The organism is Actinoplanes subglobosus, from assembly GCF_042650585.1.
In the GTDB taxonomy this organism is placed as follows: Bacteria; Actinomycetota; Actinomycetes; order Mycobacteriales; family Micromonosporaceae; genus Actinoplanes; species Actinoplanes subglobosus.
Map to the genome: position 1 here is coordinate 309,432 of NZ_JBHSBL010000028.1, position 22,400 is coordinate 331,831.

A 22,400-nucleotide genomic window follows, 5' to 3' on the forward strand; every position below is an offset into this window, starting at 1 on the left:
GTCAGTCCGGCCACACCCGCCGCAGCAGGCCGGTCAGATGTGGGTGCAGCGCATCCCGCCACGCGTTCCAGGTGTGTGCCCCCGGGGTTTCCTCGAATGCGACGGCATAACCCTGCTCTCGCAGCGCGACCGCCATGTCCCGGTTGTTCGCCAGGTTCTCCTCGGCCACGCCGCACGTCAGCGTGACCGGAATCCCGTACCCCGTCCCGGTCTCTTTTCCGGGATGTCGCAGCAGGCTCGTGAACCGCACGATCCGCCGGAAGAAACGGAATCCCGCCTCCTGCCGGTCGTGCCGCACCTGGAAGAAGCTGCCCGATTGCAGAAAGAGCCCGGCGAACGACTCCGGGAAACGCCACTGCGCATGCAGCATCGCGAGCGCGCCGAGGCTCACACCCGCACCGACGACCGGCCCGCCACCCAATCGGGCCCGGATCCGCGGCAGGATCTCCCGCGCCAGAAGACCGGCATATCCCGGGTCGGCCGAATAATTCCTCTCGCGGTCGATCGGCGGCAACAACACCAGGTGGTACGGCCGGACGAGCCCCGCCGCGATCATCGCCGCCGTGAAGTCACCCAGCCGGCCACGGCACCGGTACTCCGGGCCGTCGTGCGCCACCAGCACCCGGGCCGCCCCGCCGGACGGCGACCAGACCCGTGCCGCGAACCCGGGCAGCCGCATCCGCCGCCACCGCCCCGGCGTGCCCGGCATGCTCAGCCAGTCAGGGCCGGTCCCACCGGCAGCCTCCATGAAAGGCACCCTAGCGCCGCCCGGGCCGGTGTGCCCGGTTCCGCCTAGAGTCGGTCGCATGCGGATCCGGATCGAAGGAGACTCCCTGCCGGGGCGGACCGGGGCGCCACAGGCGGAGCGACTGCGGCTCGGCGGCGTGCAGGTCGGGGTGCAGCGACGCCAGGAGGTCGTCGACCTGGTCGCGGTGCACGAGGACCGGGCCGTCTGGGAGATCGAGGTCGACACCCGCGAGGTGGACGGGCTCGTCGACGTCGGCGGGCCCTGGGTGCACGGGCGGCCCGGAGCGCGGTTCCTCTACCTCAGCTGGGGTGCCACCGGCACCGGCGGGTTCGCCATGTTCCGCCGGGCCAAGCTGATGTTCGGCGACATCCCCGGTGACCTGCTGCGCGCCACCGCCGGTGGGACGGGTGTGCTGGTCGGCCGTCTCGGGCTGACCGGTCCGGACGGCGGGCCCGTCTGCGCCCGGGTGCGGCCACCCGCCATCACCTGGACCGTGGAGTGACGGTGCTTACGTTCGGACGACCGGCGGGGTTGCCGCGCCGGGAAAGTGTCACAGGGGGCGCCTAGAGTCGGCGGCATGTTCAGCAACCGCCGGTCGTGCCGCCTCCGGGGCCCGGCATGACCGCGATCGTCCCGGCCGGCGCCACCGTGGTGCGGGTGCTGCACGGGCTCGCCGGCCGTGACGGCGGCCTGAGCCTGTGGGCGGAGGACGCGGCGGTGGCCGCCGGGTTCACCGCCCGGCGCGGCGCGGCGCCACCCCACCCGTTCGCGGTGCCCACCGCCGGGCTGCCGGCCGGCGAGCCACGGGCCGAGGCCACCCTGTTGCTGCCGTCGACCGGGTCCGGCCCGTTGCCGTCGCCGCATCTGGGGCTGCCCGGGCGCCGGGGCACGCCACGGGCCCGGGCCTGGCGCGTTCCGGCGGTGAGCGTGCCGTTCCTCGACGCCGACCTGGTCGCCGAGTTCGAGGGCCGGGTCGCCCCCTCCGCGGCGTGGCTCGTCGAGCTGTGCGGGTTCGCCGCCGACCTGGTCCGGCGCGGGCGGGTGCTTCCCGGCGTGCGGATCGACGGCCCCCGCCCGGTGGCGCTCTGGCGGCCGGTCGTGACCGGCACCGACGCGGTGCGCTTCGCTGCCCTGCGCGATCGCATGCCACCGGCCTGCCGGGCCGAGTCGCCCGCCGCCGGTGCCGAGCCGCCCGCCGCCGAGGTGATGGCCGCCGCTCTCGGCCGGCTCACCGATGGCCTGGTCCGCACCCGGCTGGCCGAGGCGCGGGTGACCCTCGCCGACTACGGCTGGCTGGCCGCCCTGACCGGCGAGCCGGAGTTCGACGCGGCCCCGGCGCTCGCCGACACCCTCGCCGGCCGGCTCGGCGCCTGGTTCGAGCAGGCGGCCAGCGGCGCCGAGGTGCGGGTCTGCTTCCGCCTCAGCGACCCTCGCGAGCACGAGCCGGTGATGCCCGCCGAGGTGCCGCTGCCGGAGGACACGTGGCGGCTGGAGTTCCTGCTCCAGGCCGTCGACGAGCCGAGCGTGCTGGTCCCGGCGGCCGACGTGTGGCGTGACCGGTCCGCGCCGCTGCGCCGGTGGACGTCCCATCCGCAGGAGCGGCTGCTCGCCGGGCTCGGCCGGGCCGCCCGGCTCTACCCCGACCTCGCCGAGGCCCTGCGCGGCACCCATCCCGGGCAGATGCTGCTCGACACCGAGGGCGCCCACCGGTTCCTCAGCCACGCCGCGCTGCTGGAGGAGGGTGGCTACGGCGTGTTGCTGCCCGCCTGGTGGCGGCGCCGGCCCAGCCTCGGCCTGTCACTGGAGGTGCGCGGCCGCGACCCGGTCGCCCAGGTGCTGCGCGATCGGGCGGTCGGGCTCAAGGAGCTGGTCGACTACCGGTGGGGGCTGGCGCTCGGCGGGCGCACCCTCACCGAGGACGACCTCACCGACCTGGCGCGGGCCAAGGTTCCACTGGTCCGGCTGCGCGGGCGGTGGGTGTTCCTCGATCCGGAGCGGCTCGCCGCCGGGCTGGCGTTCCTGCGCCGCGGCGGTGGGCGGATGACCGCGGGTGACGCGCTGCGCCTGGTGCGGCTGCTGCCACCGGAAGAGCTGCCGCTGCCGGTGACCGACGCGCGCGGTGAGGGCTGGCTGGCCGACCTGCTCGGCGGGCGCCTCGACCAGCGGCTGGAGGTGTTGCCGTCGCCCGCCGGGTTGGTGGGTTCCCTCCGGGCGTACCAGGTGAGGGGCTTCTCGTGGTTGGCCTTCCTCGACTCGCTGGGGCTCGGCGCGTGCCTGGCCGACGACATGGGCCTCGGCAAGACCGTGCAGCTCCTCGCCCTGCTGCTGCACCATCGGGAGGGCCCCGCCCTGCTGATCTGCCCGCTGTCGGTGCTCGGCAACTGGCAGCGTGAGGCGGGCCGGTTCGCGCCGTCGCTGCGGGTGCGGGTGCTGCACGGAGCCGACCGGGAGGATCCGGCCGTCCTCGCCGCCGGGGCCGACATCGTGCTCACCACCTATGCGACGGCGGTGCGTGATGCGGACGCTCTGGCCGCGATCCCGTGGGACCGGGTGGTGCTCGACGAGGCGCAGCACATCAAGAACAGTGGTGGCGCCACCGCCCGTGCGGTCCGCCGGTTCCCGGCCCGCAACCGGATCGCCCTGACCGGCACGCCGGTGGAGAACAGGCTGTCCGAGCTGTGGTCGATCCTCGACTTCGTCAACCCGGGGATCCTCGCCTCGGCGCACACCTTCCGGGCCCGGTTCGCGGTGCCGATCGAGCGTTACGCCGAGGAGGAGGCTGCCGCCCGGTTGCGCCAGGCGACCCGCCCGTTCCTGCTCCGGCGCACCAAGGCCGACCACGGCATCGCCGCCGAGCTGCCGTCCAAACGGCACGTCCGTCACCTGTGCGGCATGACCCTGGAGCAGGTGAGCCTGTACCGGGCGGTCCTCGACGACCTGCTGGAGCGCCTCGCCGAGCCCGGCGAGAAATGGCGCAAGGGTCTGGTCCTGGCCGCCATGACCAAGCTGAAACAGGCGTGCGTGCACCCGGCGCTGCTGCTGAAGGACGCGTCGCCGTTGCCCGGCCGGTCCGGCAAGATCGACCGGCTCGAGGAGATCGTCGACCATGCGCTCGGGGCGGGGGAGAGCGTGCTGTGCTTCACCCAGTTCGCCCGTTTCGGTGCGATGCTCACCCCGCATCTGGCGGCCCGGTTCGGAGTGCCGGTGCGGTTCCTGCACGGCGGCACGCCACGCGGCGCCCGCGACAGGATGGTCGCCGACTTCCAGAGAGCCGAGCGTCCCGGCGTGTTCGTGCTCTCGCTGAAAGCCGGCGGCACCGGCCTCAACCTGACCGCCGCCAACCACGTCGTCCACATCGACCGCTGGTGGAACCCGGCGACCGAGACCCAGGCCTCCGACCGCGCGTTCCGGATCGGCCAGCGCCGCGACGTGCACATCCACACGCTCGTCTGCCTCGGCACACTGGAGGAGCGCATCGACCGGGTGCTCACCGACAAGGGCATCCTCGCCGAGCGGGTCGTCGGCTCCGGCGAGGGGTGGCTCAGCGCCCTGTCGGCGAGCGAGATCCGCGATCTGTTCGCCCTGGCACCGGAGGCCATCGTTGACTGAATCCTTCCCGGCGTGTTCCGGCCTCGTTCCCGTGCCGTCGGTGCCTGGATCCTCTTGGGCCCGCGCCGGTTTCGTTCGCGTTGGGGGTTGCCGGTGACTGGATTTTCTCGGGCCTGCGTCGGTTTCGTTCGCGTTGGGGGTTGCCGGTGACCGGATCCTCTCGGGCGCGCGTCGGTTTCGTTCGCGTTGAGGGTGACTGGATCCTCTTGGGCCCGCGCCGGTTTCGTTCGTGCGTTGGAGGCTGTCGGTGACTGACTTCTCGCCGGCTTTTCTCGGCATGTTCGAGTCTCTGCGGATGGGCCCGACGTTCGCTCGCGGGCGGCGCGATGAGCGGGCCGGCCACGTGCGCAGTCTCACGGTCTCCGGCAGCCTCGTGGTCGCCCTCGTTCGTGGGCCGGATGACGCCACCGCGTTCCGGTCCCGGATCGCGGTGCGCGCCTTCGGTGCCTCCGAGTGGGCGCGGGTCGAGAAAACACTGGTCGGTGAGGCGCGCTATGTCGCGGATCTCCTGGACGGGCGGATGCCGCCGGGCATCGAGGCGATGTTCGCCGGCGCCGGGTTGAGCCTGCTGCCGCTGTCGCTCGACGAGGTGGCGATGGACTGCACCTGCGAGCGGTGGCCGATGCCGTGCGCCCATCTGGCGGCTACCTGTTATGCGCTGGCCAGGGCGTTCGAGAGCGACCCGTTCGAGGTGTTCACCTGGCGTGGGCGACCACCCGACGAGCTGCTGATGCGCCTCCGCCGGCTGCGTGAGGCGGCTGCCGTCGACGACACGTCCTCCGGCCCGGGCCAGGGCGCCGACGGTGCGGGTTCCTTCTCCGGTTCGGAGGGCACCGGCTCGTCGGGTAGAGGCTCCTCCTCCGGGGCGGAGGGCGCTGCCGGTGAGGGCTCGGCCGCTTGGACGGATCGGGGCGCTGCCGGTGGGGGCTCTTCCGCCGGGGCGGACCGGGGCGATGCCGGTGGGGGCTCCTCCTCCGGCGCGGAGCACAGTCCTGCCGGTTTCCCGGATCCGGTCGATTTCTGGGGCGTCGCGGCGCCGTCCGAGCCGTATTCCAGCGACGGTCCCGTCGGCGTGCGGCCGGACGCCCTGCTCGACCAGCTCGATGCGCCCGGCTTGTCGCACCTCGGGCAGCCGATCCCCGTCGTGTTGCGCCCGGCCTATCGGGCCTTGCCGGACGCGGGCGGATCACCGTCGGCCGGTCGCGGTTCCAGCTGACCGTCCCAGGCGTCGTGGTGCTGCTGTTCGTTCCTGGCGTTGTGGTGTTGCTGTTCGTCGCGGTGCTGTGGTGTTGTGCGTCGCTGGCGTTGTGGTGTTGCTGTTCGTCGCGGTGCTGTGGTGTTGTGCGTCGCTGGCGTTGTGGTGTCGCTGTTCGTCTCGGTCTCGTGGTGCTGCTGTTCTTCCCTGATGTCGTTTTGCGGCTGTTTGCGCCCCGGGGGCTTGGTGCCGCTGATCGTCTCGGCCGTTCCGTCGGCTGATCCTGTTCGCGCTTCGTCGGCTGGCTGAGCCGGCCATTTGACGGCGGATCCTGGAAACGGTGTTCCTGCTGGTAGCGCTTGTTCTGATGATGGTGCCGTGGCGATCGTGAATACGGTGAAAACGCGGTGGCGGGCCACCGATATCCGGCTGGACCCGGGGCCGGCCCATTCGTCCGGTGTGGATTCGGGATCGGGTCGCCGGTGCCGGATCGAGGGCGGGGCGGCTCCAGGGCGGCTTTCCGCCGCACTACGGCCCACGGTGACGGCTGTCCGGTTTATCCGGGGTGACTTTGCATAGTGCCTGTTCAGCGGCCTACGCATGCTAAACATAAACGGTCATAATCTGACTTCAAGGATGGAAAGCGGATCATCCGAACGGTCAGCTTTCCGGAGAATGCCGGATTGGGCTTCGAGCGTCATGATGAGCTACCCAAGTCATGGCGATTTGTCCCGAAAAGGTGTTGCAATGAGAAACCCAAAGCGAGTACTGGCGGCAGCCGCAGGCATGAGCCTCGCGGCCGCGCTCGGGATAGCAGGTCCCGCGCTAGCCGCTGATCAGGGGACCAAGCAAGCAGTCAGCCCGGTGAATCAGGCGGCGTCGTCGCCGACGGAAGCCGGCATCTGGGGTGACGACTACGTCGTCGGCTACTACACCACCCAGTCGCTCTGCGACCGAGCCGGTGCGTACGGCAGGACAGTCGGTGCCTGGGGCAACTTCCACTCGTATCAGGTGGAACACCCCAGCTATGGCTGGGTCTGGGTACTTGAGGTAGCGGGAGACGACTGGAACTGGGACGGCTGGGACGGCGGGTGGCCTGATGGGTGGCCCTACCAGCCGAACTACCTGGTCTACTCCACCTACGACATCGGTGGCCCGTACCGGCATCCGTTCAGGGCCTACGGCGGGATCCGATACGGGAGCCTCGGCTACCACAACAACTGGATTCCTCGATTCCCCGGCTGGCCGGGTCACGGTGGCGGTCACGGTGGCGGTCACGGCGGCGGTCACGGTGGCGGTCACGGCGGTGGCGGTCACGGCGGTGGCGGTCACGGCGGTGGCGGTCACGGTGGCGGCGGTCACGGTGGCGGCGGTCACGGTGGCGGCGGTCACGGTGGCGGCGGTCACGGTGGTGGCGGTGGCGGCGGTCACGGCGGCGGCGGTGGTGGCGGTCACGGCGGTGGCGGTCACGGCGGCGGCGGCGGTGGCGGCGGCTACGGCGGCGGTGGCGGCGGTGGCGGCGGCGGTGGCGGCGGCGGTGGCTACGGCGGCGGCAGCATGGCCTGATCGTCACCTTGCGTGGCGAATGTCCCTACAGACCGAACGGGCCGCGCCTCACGGTGCGGCCCGTCGGGCATTTCCGGCCGGCCGTCACCAGGCGACGGGAGCGTAATCCTTCAGGAAGCAGCCGTACACGTCCTCGCCCTGCTCGCCGCGGATGATCGGGTCATACACCCGGGCCGCGCCGTCGACCAGGTCCAGCGGGGCGTGGAAGCCCTCCTCGTGCAGTCGCATCTTCGTCGGGTGCGGGCGCTCGTCGGTGATCCAGCCGGTGTCGACGCTGGTCATCAGGATGCCGTCGGCGAACATGTCCTCCGCGCTGGTGCGGGTCAGCATGTTCAGTGCCGCCTTCGCCATGTTCGTGTGCGGGTGGCCGGCACCCTTGTAGCCGCGGGCGAAGATGCCTTCCATGGCCGACACGTTCACCACATAGCGGCGCGGGAACTTCGACGCCGTCATCGCCGGCCGCAACCTGCTCACCAGGATGAACGGCGCTGTCACGTTGCACAGCTGCACCTCGAGCAACTCCAGCGGCGCGACCTCGTGGACCCGGTCGCTCCAACTGTTCGTCGACGTCGTGTCCGGCACCAGGCCGCCCGCGTCGATCGCCACCGACCGGGCGGTCAACGCCATCTCGGTGACCTCCTTCGCCGACAGTGTGGGCGGGGACGCCGCCGTCAACGCCGCCGCCGGAGAGGAACCGATCGACGCGGCGCCACCGAAGAACTCCAGCTCCGGCAGCGGTCCGTCAGGCAGCGGGGCCGACTCGGCCGCCACCAACTCGGAATAGGCGCCGGGGGTACGGCGTACCGTCTGGGCTGCGTTGTTGATCAGAATGTCCAGCGGACCGCGCGCCGCGACCGACTCGGCCAGGCCGACGACCTGCGCCGGGTCTCGCAGATCGATGCCGACCACCCGCAGCCGGTGCAGCCAGTCGGAGCTGTCGGGCATCGCCGCGAAGCGGCGGACCGCATCGTGCGGGAACCGCGTCGTGATCGTCAGATCCGCGCCGTCACGCAGCAGACGCAGCGCGATGTACATGCCGATCTTGGCGCGACCGCCGGTGAGCAACGCTGTCCGGCCGGTCAGATCGGTGCGGGCGTCACGCCGCGAATGGTTCAGCTCGGCACATGACGGGCAGAGCTGGTGGTAGAACGCGTCGACCACGGTGAAACGCTGCTTGCAGACGTAGCAGCCACGGGCCTGCTTCAGCACACCGGCCGTCGCACCGCGAACCGTGCTGCGCAGCGGGATCCCCGCCGTCTCGTCATCGATGCGGCCCGGCGCACCGGTCGCCGTAGCCTCGGTCACCGCACGATCGGCGGCCACCACGGCCTGCCGGCGCTCCTTGCGGCGCTGCACCTTCACCGTCTTGAACAGGCCGGCGGTCGCCCGCCGCACCCGCACCGCGTCCGGATGCTCCGGCGGAAGCTGCTCCACCTCGGCCAGGACCGCCAGACAGACCGCCAGTCGGTCCTGATCCACGCTCACGGCGTCCGGGTCGATGCCGGTCATTCCTACGTCCCCCTCTGTTCCCTACCCGCACGCACTGTACTTACCGGCCGTCCTATCGGCGCGGGCAGGCGTCGGCCGCAGCACTTGCGAGACAGCCCACCCGGCCGGTGGGCTGTCTCCTCAGCGGGCCTGGTCCGGACCGGGTTCCTCGTCCGGATTACCCCGGGCCGGGCCCGGATGGTCGGCCAGCGAGGCCGGGCGGCGGGTCTGACGATCGTACGGGTGCTCGCCCGACCCACCGGTCCAGGAGGGCCCGGTGTTCGCCGGACGCCGTGCCCCACGCCCGGGTTCCGACAGGTGGTCGGCGAGCGTCGACGGGCGAACCGTGCCCCGCAACCGGTCGTCCAGCGTCTCCGGCCGGCGGCCGCGCGGGAAGTCGGCCTCGTTCCGGTCCGTCTCCGGCCTAGAGGGCTTGACGTCGCCGAGGGTGCTCGGGCCGGCCTGCGCCGCCGGCACCGGCAGGTCCTCCAGCGTCTGAGGGCGGTGGAGAGGGACCGGGCTGCTCAGCCACTCGTCGAGGGTCTGCGGGCGGCGGAACTGTTCCGGGGCGGGGGACACGGGAGCGGGGGATACAACTGCGGCGACGGCGGGTTCGGGGAGGGCCGCCTCGTCGGCCGGGAGTGCCGGCTCTTCGGTGATCTCGTCGTCCACCGGGTCCTCGATCGCGTCCGGGGTTGATGGGGGGATGGGCTCCGGGTCTTCTTCCGTGGTGGCGGCCATGGGGGAGGCGACCGGAAGTGACGGGTCGATGTCCTCCGGATCGGCGTCATCCTCGTCGTCGATGCCGATTTCGTCGATGCCGTCTACCTCGGTGTCGCCTGCCTCGATGCGGTCTGCCTCGGTGTCGCCTGCCTCGATGCGGTCTGCCTCGGTGTCGCCTGCCTCGATGCGGTCTGCCTCGGTGTCGCCTGCCTCGATGCGGTCTGCCTCGGCGTCGGTGGCCGACGTGCTGGGGATGGTGGAGCCGACAGCTGACTGTGCGAGAACTGCGGGATCGCGCCAGGCGTCCACTTCCGCCGGCTCGGTGGGTTCATCGGTTGCCGGCACGTCGGTGGGCTCGTCGGCGGAGGCCGCCTCGGCGGGTTCCAGGTCGGTGATCTCGGCGGGCTCGTCGGCGGCCGGCTCGACGAAGGTCCCGGTGAGCGGTTCGGAGAGCGTGCTCTCTTCAGCGCCCTCGGGATCCTCCGAGGTCGCGAAGACGTCGACAGCCTCGACAGCGGCGGCCTCGACCTCGGTCTCGGCCTCGGCCTCGGTGGGCTCGGGAAGCGTCTCGGTCGGGTCGAAGACCGTCTCGGACGTCGTGTCGGGGAGGGGTTCGGGTTCGGGTTCGGTCAGCTGCTCGGGCTCGGCGGTGACCGATTCGGGGGTCTCGGTGGCCGCGAGCGTGACGAGCTGGTCGTCCTGCCGCGACTGGTCGTCCTGCCGCGACAGGTCCGGGTGCTCGGCGAGGTAGGCCGGAGCATCGGGGACCGAGAGTTCCGGTACGGCCGGTTCGTCCGTTTCGAAGGTCGGCGGCTCGTCGGCCGCTGCCGGGACAGCGGCCGGCGCGTCAGCGGTGTTCTTGCGGCTGGGAAGGTCGGCCAGGCTGTCCGGGCGGTTTCGGCTGACCGGAGTCGGCAGATCGCCGAGGGTCTCCGGGCGCGCGGACCGGGAACGGGGCGGAGTGGGAGCGCTGGCCAGCCAGTCGTCGAGGTTCTGGGGACGCTGGGTGTCGGGTTGGTCGATCGCCGGGTGCGGGAGAGCCGCCTCCGGTGTGGGTTGAGGTGTTCCGGGTAGCGCGGCGTAGCGGTCCAGCCAGGGGAAAGTGTCGGGTTCCGGGGCGGTGAGGTTCGCCAGTCGCGGGTCGGAGCGCCAGGAGAACGGGTCCGTGGCAGGTTCGGCGGGTGACGAGTCCGCGGGCTCGAGGTAGGACGACAGGTCGGCACGAGTGTGGCCGGCGGAGCCGGAATCGGAGTCCTCGGACCCGGAGTCACCGCGCGGTGCGTCGCTGGTTTCGCGGTCAGCCGACTCCGCGTCGGCAGATTCGAGGTCGGCTGCCTCAAAGGCGACCGGTACGGCCGTCTCGAAGGAGTGCGGCTCGAAGGAGTGCGGCTCGGACGACTGCGGCTCGGCAGTTTCGGAGGTGGCCGGATCGACCGCCTCGCCGTTGACCGGGTCGGGTGCCTCGACGTCGACCGGGCCGGCGGTCGAGACGGTGAGCGGTTCGGAGTCGGCGGGTTCCGGTTCGGCCGCCTGGCCGGCGATCGCGGAAACGCCGGAATCGTCCGGGAACTGGTAGAACTCGTCGTCGCTGGTGGTGGCTTCCGGCTCCTCGAGGTCGCCGGGTTCCGGATCGGGGGTCGCCGCGCGCACGGTCTCGTCCGTGAACAGGCCGTTGTAGACCGTTGCGGAGAAGATCGTCGGCTCGTCGGACCAACTGGCTGAGCGGCCCGGCCCGTCGGCGGAATCGGCCGCCTCGGTCTCCGCGGGCGCGGAACCATCCGCCGCGGCGGGCGGAACCTCGGCAGAAGGAGCGTCCGCACCAGGGAGTTCGATGACCTGGGTCGCCGCCGGGTCGGAGCCGGGAGAGGCCGGGGAGGCGCTGGTGGGCAGCCGCAGCACGTGGGTGGCGGCCGGGTCGAGGCTGTCCGCCGAGTGGGCTTCCGTGTAGGCCTCGAGCAGCGACGGTTCGGCGTCCGGCTTGGTCAGTTCGGCTCCGGCGGCCAGCGTGGCGTCCACCTCGGCCCACAGCGAATCCGGGCTGACGTCCTCATCAACGTCATCCGCCGCCGAGGCATCCGGCTCGCGTTCGTCGAGGTCAGAGGACTCCGAGGAAGAGGAGGGCGAGGAAGAGGAGGGCGAGGAAGAGGAGGACGAGGAAGAGGAGGACGAGGAAGAGGAGGACGAGGAAGAGGACGGCGAGGGAGACGAGGAATCCGAGGAGGAAGAGGAGGGCGAGGAAGAGGACGGCGAGGGAGACGAGGAATCCGAGGAGGAAGAGGAGGGGAGGGGAGAGGAGCCGGCGGAAGAGGAGTCGGAATCGGAGGGCGAGGAGGCAGCGGACGCGGAAGAAAGGTCCGACGGAAGATCCGACGAGAGATCCGACGAAAGGTCCGACGAAGGTTCAGACGAGAGGTCCGCCGACGAGGAATCCGGCTCCTCGTCGGCATCCCGATGACGGCCAGGACCGGATATCCCTGCCGAGGACGAATCCCCTGACGGCGTACCGGAGGGGAGGGAAAGAAGACCACCCGCCCGGACCACCGCCTCATCCTTCTCGGAGAGGTATTTGAGGAACGCGTCGTAATCGAGGACCACGGTGTCCGAGCCAGACGTCAACGCGGCTTGCGCGGGCGCCGCCGGCAGGGCCCGGGCCAGCAACGTCCCGTCGAGGACGGCCGTCTCCTCGAACGAGGGATCGATCGGTCGCCAGGCGTGCCGCCCGGTCGGCTCTTCCTCGCCGGCGTACTCGGCGAGTCCGGCCTTCTCCTGCAGCCGCCGCAACGGCCCGGGCGCCCACCACGAGGCGTCACCGAGGATGGCGAGGACGGCCGGCACGAGGAGCACCCGGACCACCGTCGCGTCCAGGACCAGCGCGATGATCATGCCGACCCCGATGAACCGCATCGTCGAGATCGACGAGAGCGCGAACGCCCCGGTGACGACGATGAGCAGCAGCGCCGCGGCGCTGATGACCCGGCCGGTACGGGCGAGCCCGACGGCCACCGCCTCATGGGTGCTGGCCCCCCGCAACCGTGCCTCGACCATGCGGGACAGCAGGAACACCTCGTAGTCGGTGGAGAGACCGAACACGACGGCGGCCATCAGGACGACGATGCCGGCTTCCAGCGGGGTGGGTGTGACGTCGAGCCAGGACGCCCCGTGCCCCTCCTGGAAGATCCAGACGAGGGAGCCGAACGTGGCGGTGAGGCTGAGCGCGCTCATCACCACCGCCTTGATCGGCAGCAGGATCGATCCGAACGCCAGGAACATCAGCACGAGGGTGGCCCCGGCGAGCAGCCCGATCATCAGGGGCAGTTCGGCGCCGATGGCTTCCAGGCTGTCGACGTTGCGGGCGGTGGTGCCGCCGACCAGTACCTCGGTGCCGGCCGGGGCCGGCAGGGCGCGGAGCCCGTCGACGGCGTCGCGTGCCTCGTCGCTGAAGGTGTCGGTGCTCTGCAGGTCGGCGGTCAGGATGACGGTGTCCTTGCCGGCACCGGTGGTGGTGATCGTCTCGACGCCGGTGACCTTCGCGGCGGCGGCGCTGAGGTCCTTCACGTCCGGCTTCCCGCCGTTCGCGGCACGGACCACGATCTGTACGCCGTCCGAGCTGAACTGCGGATAGTCGGTCTTCAGCGTCTCGATCGCCACACGCGACGGGTCGCCGGCCGGGAGCTGCCGTTCGTCGTTCTCGCCGAAGCGGGCGTCGGCGATCGGTGCGGCCAGGAGCAGCAGGACGCCGAGGATGGGTACGGCCACCAGCACCGGCCGCCGCAGCACCCATCCGGCGAGCCGTTCCCAGCCACCGGTCGAGGCGCGCCCGGGCAGCCGGATCGGGATGAGGTCGACGCGCGGCCCGAGGACGGCCAGCAGGGCCGGCAGCAGCGTGAGGGACAGCATCATCGCCAGGAAGACCGCGGCGAGCCCGCCGTAGGCCAGCGACTTGAGGAACCCCTGAGGGAACAGCAGCAGCCCGGCCAGGGCGGTCATCAGCAGGGTGGCCGAGAAGACGACGGTGCGCCCGGCGGTGGCGACGGTCCGTCGTACCGCCTCGGACGTGTCGTGGACGGCCTGCTCCTCCCGGAACCGGCCGACCATGAACAGGCCGTAGTCGATGGCCATGCCGAGTCCGAGCAGACTGGCCACGTTGACGGCGAACGAGTTGACCTCGTGGGTGAGCGCGACGGCGTGCAGGACGCCGAGGGAGCCGAGTACCGCGGCGCCGCCGACGAGCACCGGCAGGGAGGCGGCGACCAGCGACCCGAAGATGAGCAGCAGCAGGATCAGGACGATCGGCAGGGACACCAGCTCGGCGAAGGCCAGGTCGTCGGTGGAGCGCTGCGACGACGCGTGGGCGAGCGGGATGCCGCCGGCCAGCTGGACGTGTGCGCCGGGCACCGCGAGGGCGGGTTCGATGTCGGCGTACGCCTCCATCTTGGCGGCGTCGTCCTCGCCGGCGAGCGTGATGACGGCGACGGCGCTGGATTTGTTCTCGGCCGCGTAGGTCGGCGCCTTGGAGTCCCAGTAGGAGGTCTGCGACTCGACGGCCGACTCCGGCAGCGCGGCGAGACGTTCCTTGATGCGCTTGGTGAGCGCCGCGTCGTCGATGGTGCCCTGGTCGGGCGTGTAGATGGCGATGACGTCGCCACCCTGCCCACCGGTCGCGGTGGCCGCCACGTCGGCGGCCCGGGCCGACTCACTCCGTGGGTCGTTGTAGCCGCCTTCGGTGAGCTGACCGAAAACGCCGAAGCCCCAGATGCCGGACCCGATCACCGCGACGAGCGCGATGATGAGCACCGGCCACCTCAGGCGGGCGACCCGCGATCCCCAGCCCGCGAACACAGGGTTCCCCTTTCCGGTCACAAACCAGAGTGCAGAGTTTCAGCTCAGAGTCGCGGCCTGGAGGGCCACGCCGCCGCAGTCCTCATCGAACGTCGCGTCGGTGATCCACTTGATCGAGATCTTGCCAGTTCCCGATGCGCGGTATGCAACGACATAGGCCGTTGTCGCCATCGGGCCGTCGCGGCTTTCGAAAGTGTCGGTGTACGCCTCGCCGCCGGTACTGAGTTCGATACGCATACTGCCCCGCGCCTTCATCGCGCCGACGTAGAGCCGCAGTGTGTTCGACCCGGTTCCGGCCGGTGCGGAGAGGGTAAACCCGTTGCCGGTGCCGCAGGTGTGCACACCGCTGGCCACGCCGGCTCTGGGCGTACCGGTGAAGGTGAATCGCTCCGGGCTGGCCGTGTGCCGTTCCCGGGGTTCGCCCGGTGTTCCCTCGAGGATGGTGAACCCGCCACCGCTGTCACGTTCGAGGGAGAACCGGCCGTTCTCGCCCCAGTGCACCCAGTCGATCTCCCCTTCGGCGGGGAGATCCACGACCGGGGCGATCGGCACCCGCTCGACGACGATCTGATCGATCGGTGTCATCGAGGGGGTCACGGACATGCTGGGCACCGGGATCGGGATCTGCTCGGCCGGGGTGGCCGTGACCGTGGGCGGGGCGGCGGCCGGCTCGTCGCGGCCGGTCCGGGCGTGGATGGCCCAGGCGACCAGGGCGACGGCGACGACTCCGGCGAGGATGACCGCGCCCGGTGCGAGCTGGTCACGCCAGTGGTGCCGTCCTCCGGGATCGTGCAGAGGCAAGGATCCTCCAGATCGTGGGACGGGCAGGAGCGGTAAACGATCTCATCCCGGCAGGCCGGGGTGAAGAGGGGGCGGCGGGTCGGGCACGTACGGTGGATCGCCCACCTCGGCGATTCGGGGGAGGTTCTTCGCCGGGTCGGTACCAGTTACGAGTAGCGTGTCCGGAGTTTCCGACTCGCCGACCGGGAGATTGACGAATGAGCGACAAGACCATGTCCAGCAGCAAGCGCCGCGGGCAGGCGATCGCCGGGGTGCTCAGCGGCGCACTCGTGTTCGTCGTCCTGGTGGTCGTGTTCTTCGTGGTCCGCAAGGACAAGGACACCGGCGGGACGGAGCCGGCGGCCGCGCCCACCACGGCCGCCGCCGTCGCGGCGGCCGAGACGATCGACCAGGAGCCGACGGTCACGACGGGCACCGGCACGCTCACCGACCTGGTGATCAAGGAGCGGATCCCCGGCACCGGTGAGGTGGTCAAGTCCGGGCAGACCATCAGCGTCAACTACAAGCTGATCGGTTACACCTCGGGCGAGGAGATGGACTCGTCGTGGGAGAACGGCAAGTCGACCCCGATCAGCTTCCAGATCGGCACCGGCAACCTCATCCAGGGCTGGGACAAGGGCATCCCCGGGCAGAAGGTGGGCAGCCGCATCCAGCTGGACGTGCCGGCCAACCTCGCCTACGGCCCGGAGCGGGGCGACCTGCGATTCGTCGTCGACATCCTGTCGGCCGAGTGACGGTCAGAGCTCCGCGACCACGACGTCGAGCCGGCGCGGCCCGGAGGCCGGGCCGGCCTGCTCCTCGACCGTGAACTTCAGGTCGCGCAGGGCGGTGACCAGCTCGTCCACCGATCCCGGCGCGGCCTGCTCGACGGCGAGCGCGCGGACCAGGCGACCCTTGGTGGCCTTGTTGAAGTGGCTCACCACCGACCGCTTGGCGACGCCGCCGACGACCCGCTCGTGCAGCACCCGCAGCACCGCCGCGTCCGGGCCGGGCGCCCACATCGCGGCGTAGGCGCCGGACCGCAGATCCAGCACCGGCGCGCCCGCGGTCGCCTCGTCCAAAGGCTTCTTCAGGGCCTTCTTCCAGTACGCCGTGAGCCCTCCGATCCCGGGCAGGGTGACGCCGACCGCGCACCGGTACGCCGGGATCGCGTCACCGAGCCGCACCGCACCCCAGAGCCCGGAGAACACCACGGCGGTCCGGTCCAGCCACTCCTTCTCCGCCGCCGCCAGGGTCGCGGTGCCGAGCGCCTCGTAGAGCACCCCGGTGTAGATCTGTGCGGCCGGGGCGGCCGGTGCCTCCAGCAGGCCCGCGTTGCGCGTGATCTCGCCGCGTTGCCCGTCGCTGAGCCCGAGCACCGCCAGACTGTCCGCGATCGACCGCTCACTGGTGCGCGCGCACAGACCGGCGAGCTTCTTCAGCACCCGGGTGCGGGCGGGGGCCAGCGACGGTAGCCACAGTGTCGACGGGTCGACGGGGGTGCCGGCCGGGGCCGGGGTCTTGCCTTCGGACGGCGGAAGCAGGATCAGCACGTCGAGACCTTAGCCGGACCGGCCGCCGGGACTCCCGTCACGTGCCGACGGTCACCGTCGTCTTCACACTCGCCCGGTCGATCTCGCTGACCCGGATCGTGAAGACCACCTCGTACGTCCCGGCCAGCGGGAACGACAGCGAGCCCAGCGCCTGGTTGCCCGGCACGATCCCGGAGATCGGCTGCTGCACCGCCTCCAGCGCCGGGTCGAGCAGCCGGGCCGACACCTGCCACTCCTCGGCCTGCAGCGGCGCGCCGTCCGGCCGGTAGAGGAACGCGTGGACCGTGTTGTACTCGCCCAGTTCGACCGGGTAGATGTTGAACTGCACGGTGTAGAGGTTGCTGGTCAGCGTCTCGGACATGCCCTTGCCGCTGACCGCCTGGTCGTTGGCCGACGCGCTGCGGCCCGGGTCGACCTGCACCAGGATCGAGCTCAGGGCCAGGATGAGCACGCTGGCGGCCACCTCGACGACGACGGTGCGCCGCAGCCCGCGGCCGTTGCGGGCCCGGTTGACCATCCGGCGGGCGCCGGCCGCCGCGGCCAGCACCCCGGCCAGGACGCCGATCTTGACGAGCAGCAGCCGCCCGTAACCGGTCTGCCAGAGCGCCGGCAGCGAGCCGAGCTGGATCACGGCCTGCACCGCGCCCGCCATGACCAGCCAGACCACCGCGAGCGCTGCCCACCGCGACCAGACCGGCATGATCACCCCGAGCATCCGCTCGTGCGTGCCGCGCAGCAGGAAGACGGTCAGCGTGACCAGGCCGCCGAGCCACGCGGCCATCGCGGCCATGTGCACCACACCGGCGGCGACGGTCACCGCCGGTAGCGGTACGGCGATGGCGTGACCGGTCATCGGCCAGGTGGTCAGGCCGGCGGCGCCGAGCGCGAGAACCGCCCCGGCGCGAGCTCTCCGCGGCGTGACCTGCGGTTGCGGTTTCACGGCGGGGGCCGGCTGCGGCGCCGGCGCGCCCGCACCGACGAGAACGGGGGCGGTCACGGTCTGCGGCACGGTCACGGTGCGTCGTGGCCGGCGCAGCAGAGGCGGCAGGAGTACGGCCAGAGCACCCAGCACCACCAGGCGCCCGAGCAGCAGCAGCCCGTACTGGCTGGTCACCACCTCGGTGAACTCCCCGGCCGACAGTGTCCAGATCGGCGAGCCGGAGCCCTGCTGGGCCTGGGTGCCGAGCGCGCCGAGCGTGGCCGCCGCGGTCAGTGCGAGACCGATCCGGATCATCCGCGACGCCCCGGCCCGGGAGCGCCTCGGCGGCCACAGGAACGCCAGGAACAGCGCCGGGCCGACGATGAGCGTGACCCCGGCGTACCCGATGGTCTTGAGAACGGGGACGGCGACCGCGACCGACGGGTGCGGCCCGGTGGTCGCGGCGGGCTCCTCGGGGCGGGCCGACGGCGCGCCGACCGAGAAGGTGATGGCACCGCCGACCGGGTGGCTGTCGGCCGAGATGACCCGGAAGCTGATCAGGTAGGTGCCGAGCGGCTTGCTCGCCTTGCGGACCGGGATCCGGATGACGTTGCCGCCGCCCTCGACCTTCCCGGAGATCCGCTCGCCGTCCGGGGCGATCACCTGGACCCGCCCGTCGACCGGCGTGACCGGTTCGCTGAAGGTCACCGTCACCTCGGACGGCGAGGTGCCGATCACACTTCCCGGAGCGGGATTGGAGCCGACCGTCGCCGCGTGCGCGGAGGCGGGGGCGGCGGGCAGCACGAGAACGGCGGTCAGCAGCACGAACAGGAAGGCGAGCACCCGGGTCACATGGGGTAGTTCGTATCGGCGTCGGGAAAGGTTCAAGTAGGCGGTGTGGATACGATCCGTTACAGCGCCTGACCCCGCCACCGAGGAGGCCGTCATGTCCGTCCATCCCCGCGCCGGCCGGCCCGCCGAAGCGGCCGACCTCATCGATGTTCCGAAGGTCATCTCGCGTTATTACACCGAGCACCCGGATCCCGCGCAGCCGGGGCAGCGGGTCGCGTTCGGCACGTCCGGGCACCGCGGTTCCAGCCTGCGCACGGCCTTCAACGAGGACCACATCGCCGCGACCAGCCAGGCGATCGTGGAGTACCGGCGGGACCAGGGCACCACCGGCCCGCTCTTCCTGGGCCGTGACACGCACGCGCTCAGCGAACCGGCGCTGATCACCGCGCTGGAGGTGTTCGCCGCCAACGACGTGACGGTGCTCGTCGACGACCGGGACCGGTACACCCCGACGCCGGCGCTGTCGCACGCGATCCTGCGGTGGAACCGGGCGAACGCCGCGCAGGCCGACGGTGTCGTGGTCACGCCGTCGCACAACCCGCCGGACGACGGCGGTTTCAAGTACAACCCGCCCAACGGCGGCCCGGCCGACACCGACGCCACCCGGTGGATCCAGGACCGGGCGAACGCGATCATCGCGGCGGGGCTCAAGGAGGTGCGGCGCGCGGCCCGTCCGCAGGCCCCGCAGACCTACGACTACCTGGGCACCTACGTCGACGACCTGCCCAACGTGATCGACGTCGACGCGATCCGCGCGGCCGGGGTGCGTATCGGGGCGGACCCGCTCGGCGGTGCGAGCGTCGACTACTGGGGCGAGATCGCGTCCCGTCACGACCTGGACCTGACCGTGGTGAACCCGCTGGTCGACCCGCGGTTCGGCTTCATGACGCTGGACTGGGACGGCAGGATCCGGATGGACTGCTCCTCGCCCTACGCGATGGCCTCCCTGATCGAGCAGAAGGACCGCTTCCAGATCGCCACCGGCAACGACGCGGACGCCGACCGGCACGGCATCGTCACCCCCGACGGCGGCCTGATGAACCCGAACCACTACCTCGCGGTCGCCATCGCGTACCTCTACGCCTCCCGCGACGGCTGGCCGTCCGGGGCCGGCATCGGCAAGACGCTCGTCTCGTCGTCGATGATCGACCGGGTCGCCGCCGACCTCGGCCGCCGCCTGGACGAGGTGCCGGTCGGCTTCAAGTGGTTCGTGCCCGGCCTGCTCGACGGGTCGATCGGGTTCGGCGGTGAGGAGAGCGCGGGTGCGTCGTTCCTGCGCCGTGACGGCGGTGCCTGGAGCACCGACAAGGACGGCATCATCCTCGACCTGCTGGCCTCCGAGATCCTCGCGGTCACCGGCAGGAGCCCGAGCGAGCACTACCGGGAGCTGACCGCGAGGTTCGGTGAGCCCGCCTACGCGCGGATCGACGCGCCGGCCACCCCGGCGGAGAAAGCGGTGCTGGGCAAGCTGTCGCCGTCGCAGGTGACCGCGTCCTCGCTGGCCGGCGAGCCGATCACGGCGGTGCTGACCAGCGCGCCCGGCAACGGCGCGGCGATCGGCGGGCTCAAGGTGGTGACCGGGTCCGGCTGGTTCGCGGCACGCCCGTCCGGCACCGAGGACGTCTACAAGATCTATGCCGAGTCGTTCCACGGTCCCGACCACCTGGCCCGCATCCAGGAGGAGGCCCGGGCTGTGGTGTCCGCCGCACTCTCGGCTTGATCGTTTGTCTCAGGTCGACGGCTCCCGCGCCGACTGTCAGTCGTAAGCAGACTGGCCTATAGGGGCAGGAGCCGTACGAGAGCGATGACCCTACCCGAGAGCGCTGCCGCGTCCCGGTCCCACACCGGAGGACTCGTCCCCGTGCTGGTCGCCGTGTGGGCGAACGTGGGCGTCCTGGTGTGGTTGCTGCTCCGCGGCCGCGACGACGTCTTCTGGGGTTACCTGGGCGGCCCGATCGCCCTGGCCGCCGGGGTCTACGCGTCCTGGCGGATCACCCGGGCCGACCGGCTGCCGGCTCCGGTGCGCACGTTCTGGCTGCGCATGGAGCTGGCCGCGATCAGCCTCGGCGTGACGGCGGTCGTCGCCCAGCTGCGGGCCAACAACAACACCGGCATGTCGATGTGGGTGGCCACACCGATGATGATCGGTGTCGTCCTGCTGATGACCGCGTTCCTCGGCCTGCCCGGCCCGCGCCGTACGGCCCTGTGCTGGCTGCGGGCCGTCCTCGACACGTTCACCATCGCGGTCGCCAGCACCCTCGTCTTCTGGTACGTGGTCCTCGACCTCGCCCCGGCCGGCACCCAGCTCAGCGCCAAGGTGATCGCCGCGGTCCTCGGCGTCGGCGGCGTGCTGCTGCTGGTCGTGGTCGGCAAGGCGGCGGCCGCGCCGGAGACCGTGGTGGACGGCGCCGCCCTGCGGGTGCTCACCACCGGCCCGCTGACCTGCGTCGTCGGCACCATCCTGTTGATCGCCGGCGAGGACGGGGCCCGGCTGGCGCTGTCCGTGCTGGCGCTGCCACTGACCGGCGCGAGCATCTGTGTCGGCGCCTATCTGCAGCGCCGTGCCCTGGACCGGCCGGACACCGCAGCGCCGGTCACCGGCCGGTCGCTGTTCAACCTGCTGCCGTTCGCCGCCGTCGTGGCCACGGCCGGCCTGGTGATCAGCGTCAGCGCCCAGGACATGAGCGCCCGCCAGCGCACCGTGATCATCGGCGCGTTCCTGATCGCCGGCTGTGTGGTGGCCCGCCAGCTGCTGAGCCTGCGCGAGAACACTCTGGCCCTCCGCGGCATCCGCCGCCAGCAGGCCGAACTCGAACGTCTCGCGCTCAGCGACAATCTGACCGGCCTGCCCAACCGGGCCCGGTTCCTGGTCGCCCTCGGTGAGCGTCTCGACGCCAAGCAGCGGTCGGCCGCCCTGCTCATCGACGTCGACGACTTCAAGATGATCAACGACACGATCGGCCCGGCCGCCGGCGACCAGCTGCTCTTCCAGGTGTCCCAGCGGCTTCGCGAGCAGTGCACCCCGGCCGAGATGCCGGCCCGGCTCGGCGGCGACGAGTTCGCCGTGCTGCTGCCCGACGACGATCCGGCCGCCGCCGAGGCCGCCGGCAACCGGCTCCTGCTCGCCCTGGCCGATCCGTTCCGGGTCGGCGACCAGCAGCTGCTGCTGCACGCCAGCGCCGGCATCGCCCTGGCCGGGCACGACGAGAACGCCGACGAGGTGCTGCGCAACGCCGACATCGCCATGTACGCCGCGAAGGAGAGCGGCAAGGCGTCGCTCGTCCGGTTCGAGCCGCGCATGCGCGACGACATGATCAACCACGCGACGCTCGCCGGTGAGTTGCGCAACGGCATCGCCCGCGGTGAGCTCCGGCTGCTCTACCAGCCCGTCTTCGACCTGGTCACCGGCGGTCTGCACGGCTGTGAGGCGCTGGTCCGCTGGCAGCACCCGCAGCGCGGCTTCGTGTCGCCGGTCGAGTTCATCCCGGTAGCCGAACGCTCCGGGCTGATCGTGCCGCTCGGCGCGTGGGTGCTGCGCGAGGCGTGCACGCAGCTGGCCGAGTGGCAGGCCGTGCACGGTGCCGGTGCGGTCGAGGCGGTCAACGTCAACGTGGCGGTCCGGCAGCTGCGCTCGGCCGGGTTCGTCGACGAGGTCGCGGCCGTGCTCAGTGACACCGGTCTCCGCCCGCGCAACCTGATCCTCGAGGTCACCGAGTCGTCGGTGGTCGACGGGTGGCAGGTCCGGGAGACCCTGCAAGCCCTGCACGACATGGGCGTACGGCTGGCGCTCGACGACTTCGGGACCGGCCAGTCGTCGCTCAGCCTGCTGCGGGCGTTCCCGGTCGACGTGCTCAAGCTCGACAAGTCGTTCGTCGACGGCATCGCCGAGGGGGCCGACCGGGGCCGGCTCGCGGTGGCCGCGGCGGTCGCCCAGCTCGCCGAGCACCTGCAGCTCAAGGCGGTCGCCGAGGGCATCGAGAACCAGGAGCAGCTGAACCGGCTGCGCGACATGGGCTACCGCTACGGTCAGGGCTTCTTCATGGCCAAACCGCTGCCCGCGGCCGACTGCGGTGCGCTGATGGCGGCGGACCCGGTACAGGTGGCCTGACCCTTATCAGGTGGACCTCA

Annotated in this window: 14 protein-coding genes; 8 read left to right on the forward strand and 6 right to left on the reverse strand. The window is 71.5% G+C overall.

Features of this window, described 5'->3' with window-relative positions:
* Position 1: 1 nt before the first annotated feature.
* Positions 2 to 748 carry an alpha/beta hydrolase gene (locus tag ACFO0C_RS41845; protein ID WP_378072396.1) on the reverse strand — a complete coding sequence of 249 codons (747 nt, stop codon included), beginning with the start codon at positions 746 to 748 and terminating at the stop codon, positions 2 to 4.
* Positions 749 to 806: 58 nt separating this feature from the next.
* Here ACFO0C_RS41845 and ACFO0C_RS41850 point away from each other — a divergent pair, with 58 nt between their 5' ends.
* The 5 genes from ACFO0C_RS41850 (at position 807) to ACFO0C_RS41870 (ending at position 7,118) form a co-directional block, all read left to right on the forward strand.
* Complete coding sequence (locus ACFO0C_RS41850; RefSeq protein WP_378072397.1) at positions 807 to 1,250, forward strand: DUF5990 family protein; 444 nt, start codon at positions 807 to 809, stop codon at positions 1,248 to 1,250.
* Positions 1,251 to 1,366: 116 nt separating this feature from the next.
* On the forward strand, positions 1,367 to 4,357 hold the full coding sequence (locus ACFO0C_RS41855) for a DEAD/DEAH box helicase (protein ID WP_378072398.1): 2,991 nt from the start codon (positions 1,367 to 1,369) through the stop codon (positions 4,355 to 4,357).
* Between the two features lie 247 nt (positions 4,358 to 4,604).
* Positions 4,605 to 5,573, forward strand: a complete 969-nt coding sequence (locus ACFO0C_RS41860) for an SWIM zinc finger family protein (protein ID WP_378072399.1) — start codon at positions 4,605 to 4,607, stop codon at positions 5,571 to 5,573.
* Positions 5,574 to 5,587: 14 nt separating this feature from the next.
* Entirely contained in the window at positions 5,588 to 5,833 is a 246-nt protein-coding gene (locus ACFO0C_RS41865) for a hypothetical protein (protein ID WP_378072400.1), read from the forward strand.
* 583 nt (positions 5,834 to 6,416) lie between these two features.
* On the forward strand, positions 6,417 to 7,118 hold the full coding sequence (locus ACFO0C_RS41870) for a hypothetical protein (protein ID WP_378072401.1): 702 nt from the start codon (positions 6,417 to 6,419) through the stop codon (positions 7,116 to 7,118).
* Positions 7,119 to 7,202: 84 nt separating this feature from the next.
* Here the strand turns inward: ACFO0C_RS41870 and ACFO0C_RS41875 are convergent, their stop codons facing one another.
* The 3 genes from ACFO0C_RS41875 to ACFO0C_RS41885 all read right to left on the reverse strand — a co-directional run bounded on the left by ACFO0C_RS41875 (position 7,203) and on the right by ACFO0C_RS41885 (position 14,969).
* A complete protein-coding gene (locus ACFO0C_RS41875; RefSeq protein ID WP_378072402.1) occupies positions 7,203 to 8,627 on the reverse strand; it encodes an SDR family NAD(P)-dependent oxidoreductase in 1,425 nt (474 codons plus the stop codon).
* A 120-nt stretch (positions 8,628 to 8,747) separates the two neighbouring features.
* Complete coding sequence (locus ACFO0C_RS41880) at positions 8,748 to 14,123, reverse strand: MMPL family transporter (RefSeq protein WP_378072404.1); 5,376 nt, start codon at positions 14,121 to 14,123, stop codon at positions 8,748 to 8,750.
* Positions 14,124 to 14,207: 84 nt separating this feature from the next.
* Positions 14,208 to 14,969, reverse strand: a complete 762-nt coding sequence (locus ACFO0C_RS41885; RefSeq protein WP_378072405.1) for a hypothetical protein — start codon at positions 14,967 to 14,969, stop codon at positions 14,208 to 14,210.
* 197 nt (positions 14,970 to 15,166) lie between these two features.
* Between ACFO0C_RS41885 and ACFO0C_RS41890 the strand changes: the two genes are divergently transcribed.
* Positions 15,167 to 15,703: an FKBP-type peptidyl-prolyl cis-trans isomerase gene (locus ACFO0C_RS41890; protein ID WP_378072406.1), complete on the forward strand. Its 537-nt coding sequence runs from the start codon at positions 15,167 to 15,169 to the stop codon at positions 15,701 to 15,703.
* 3 nt (positions 15,704 to 15,706) lie between these two features.
* Here ACFO0C_RS41890 and yaaA read toward each other — a convergent pair whose 3' ends face one another.
* Both yaaA and ACFO0C_RS41900 read right to left on the reverse strand, forming a co-directional pair.
* On the reverse strand, positions 15,707 to 16,501 hold the full coding sequence (gene yaaA / locus ACFO0C_RS41895; RefSeq protein WP_378072407.1) for a peroxide stress protein YaaA: 795 nt from the start codon (positions 16,499 to 16,501) through the stop codon (positions 15,707 to 15,709).
* A gap of 37 nt (positions 16,502 to 16,538) precedes the next feature.
* Positions 16,539 to 18,272: a copper resistance CopC/CopD family protein gene (locus ACFO0C_RS41900; RefSeq protein WP_378072408.1), complete on the reverse strand. Its 1,734-nt coding sequence runs from the start codon at positions 18,270 to 18,272 to the stop codon at positions 16,539 to 16,541.
* A 94-nt stretch (positions 18,273 to 18,366) separates the two neighbouring features.
* Here ACFO0C_RS41900 and pgm point away from each other — a divergent pair, with 94 nt between their 5' ends.
* Together pgm and ACFO0C_RS41910 are read left to right on the forward strand one after the other, a co-directional pair.
* Positions 18,367 to 19,992: a phosphoglucomutase (alpha-D-glucose-1,6-bisphosphate-dependent) gene (pgm, locus tag ACFO0C_RS41905; RefSeq protein ID WP_378072409.1), complete on the forward strand. Its 1,626-nt coding sequence runs from the start codon at positions 18,367 to 18,369 to the stop codon at positions 19,990 to 19,992.
* A gap of 84 nt (positions 19,993 to 20,076) precedes the next feature.
* Positions 20,077 to 22,380: a putative bifunctional diguanylate cyclase/phosphodiesterase gene (locus ACFO0C_RS41910; RefSeq protein ID WP_378072410.1), complete on the forward strand. Its 2,304-nt coding sequence runs from the start codon at positions 20,077 to 20,079 to the stop codon at positions 22,378 to 22,380.
* Positions 22,381 to 22,400 lie beyond the last annotated feature (20 nt).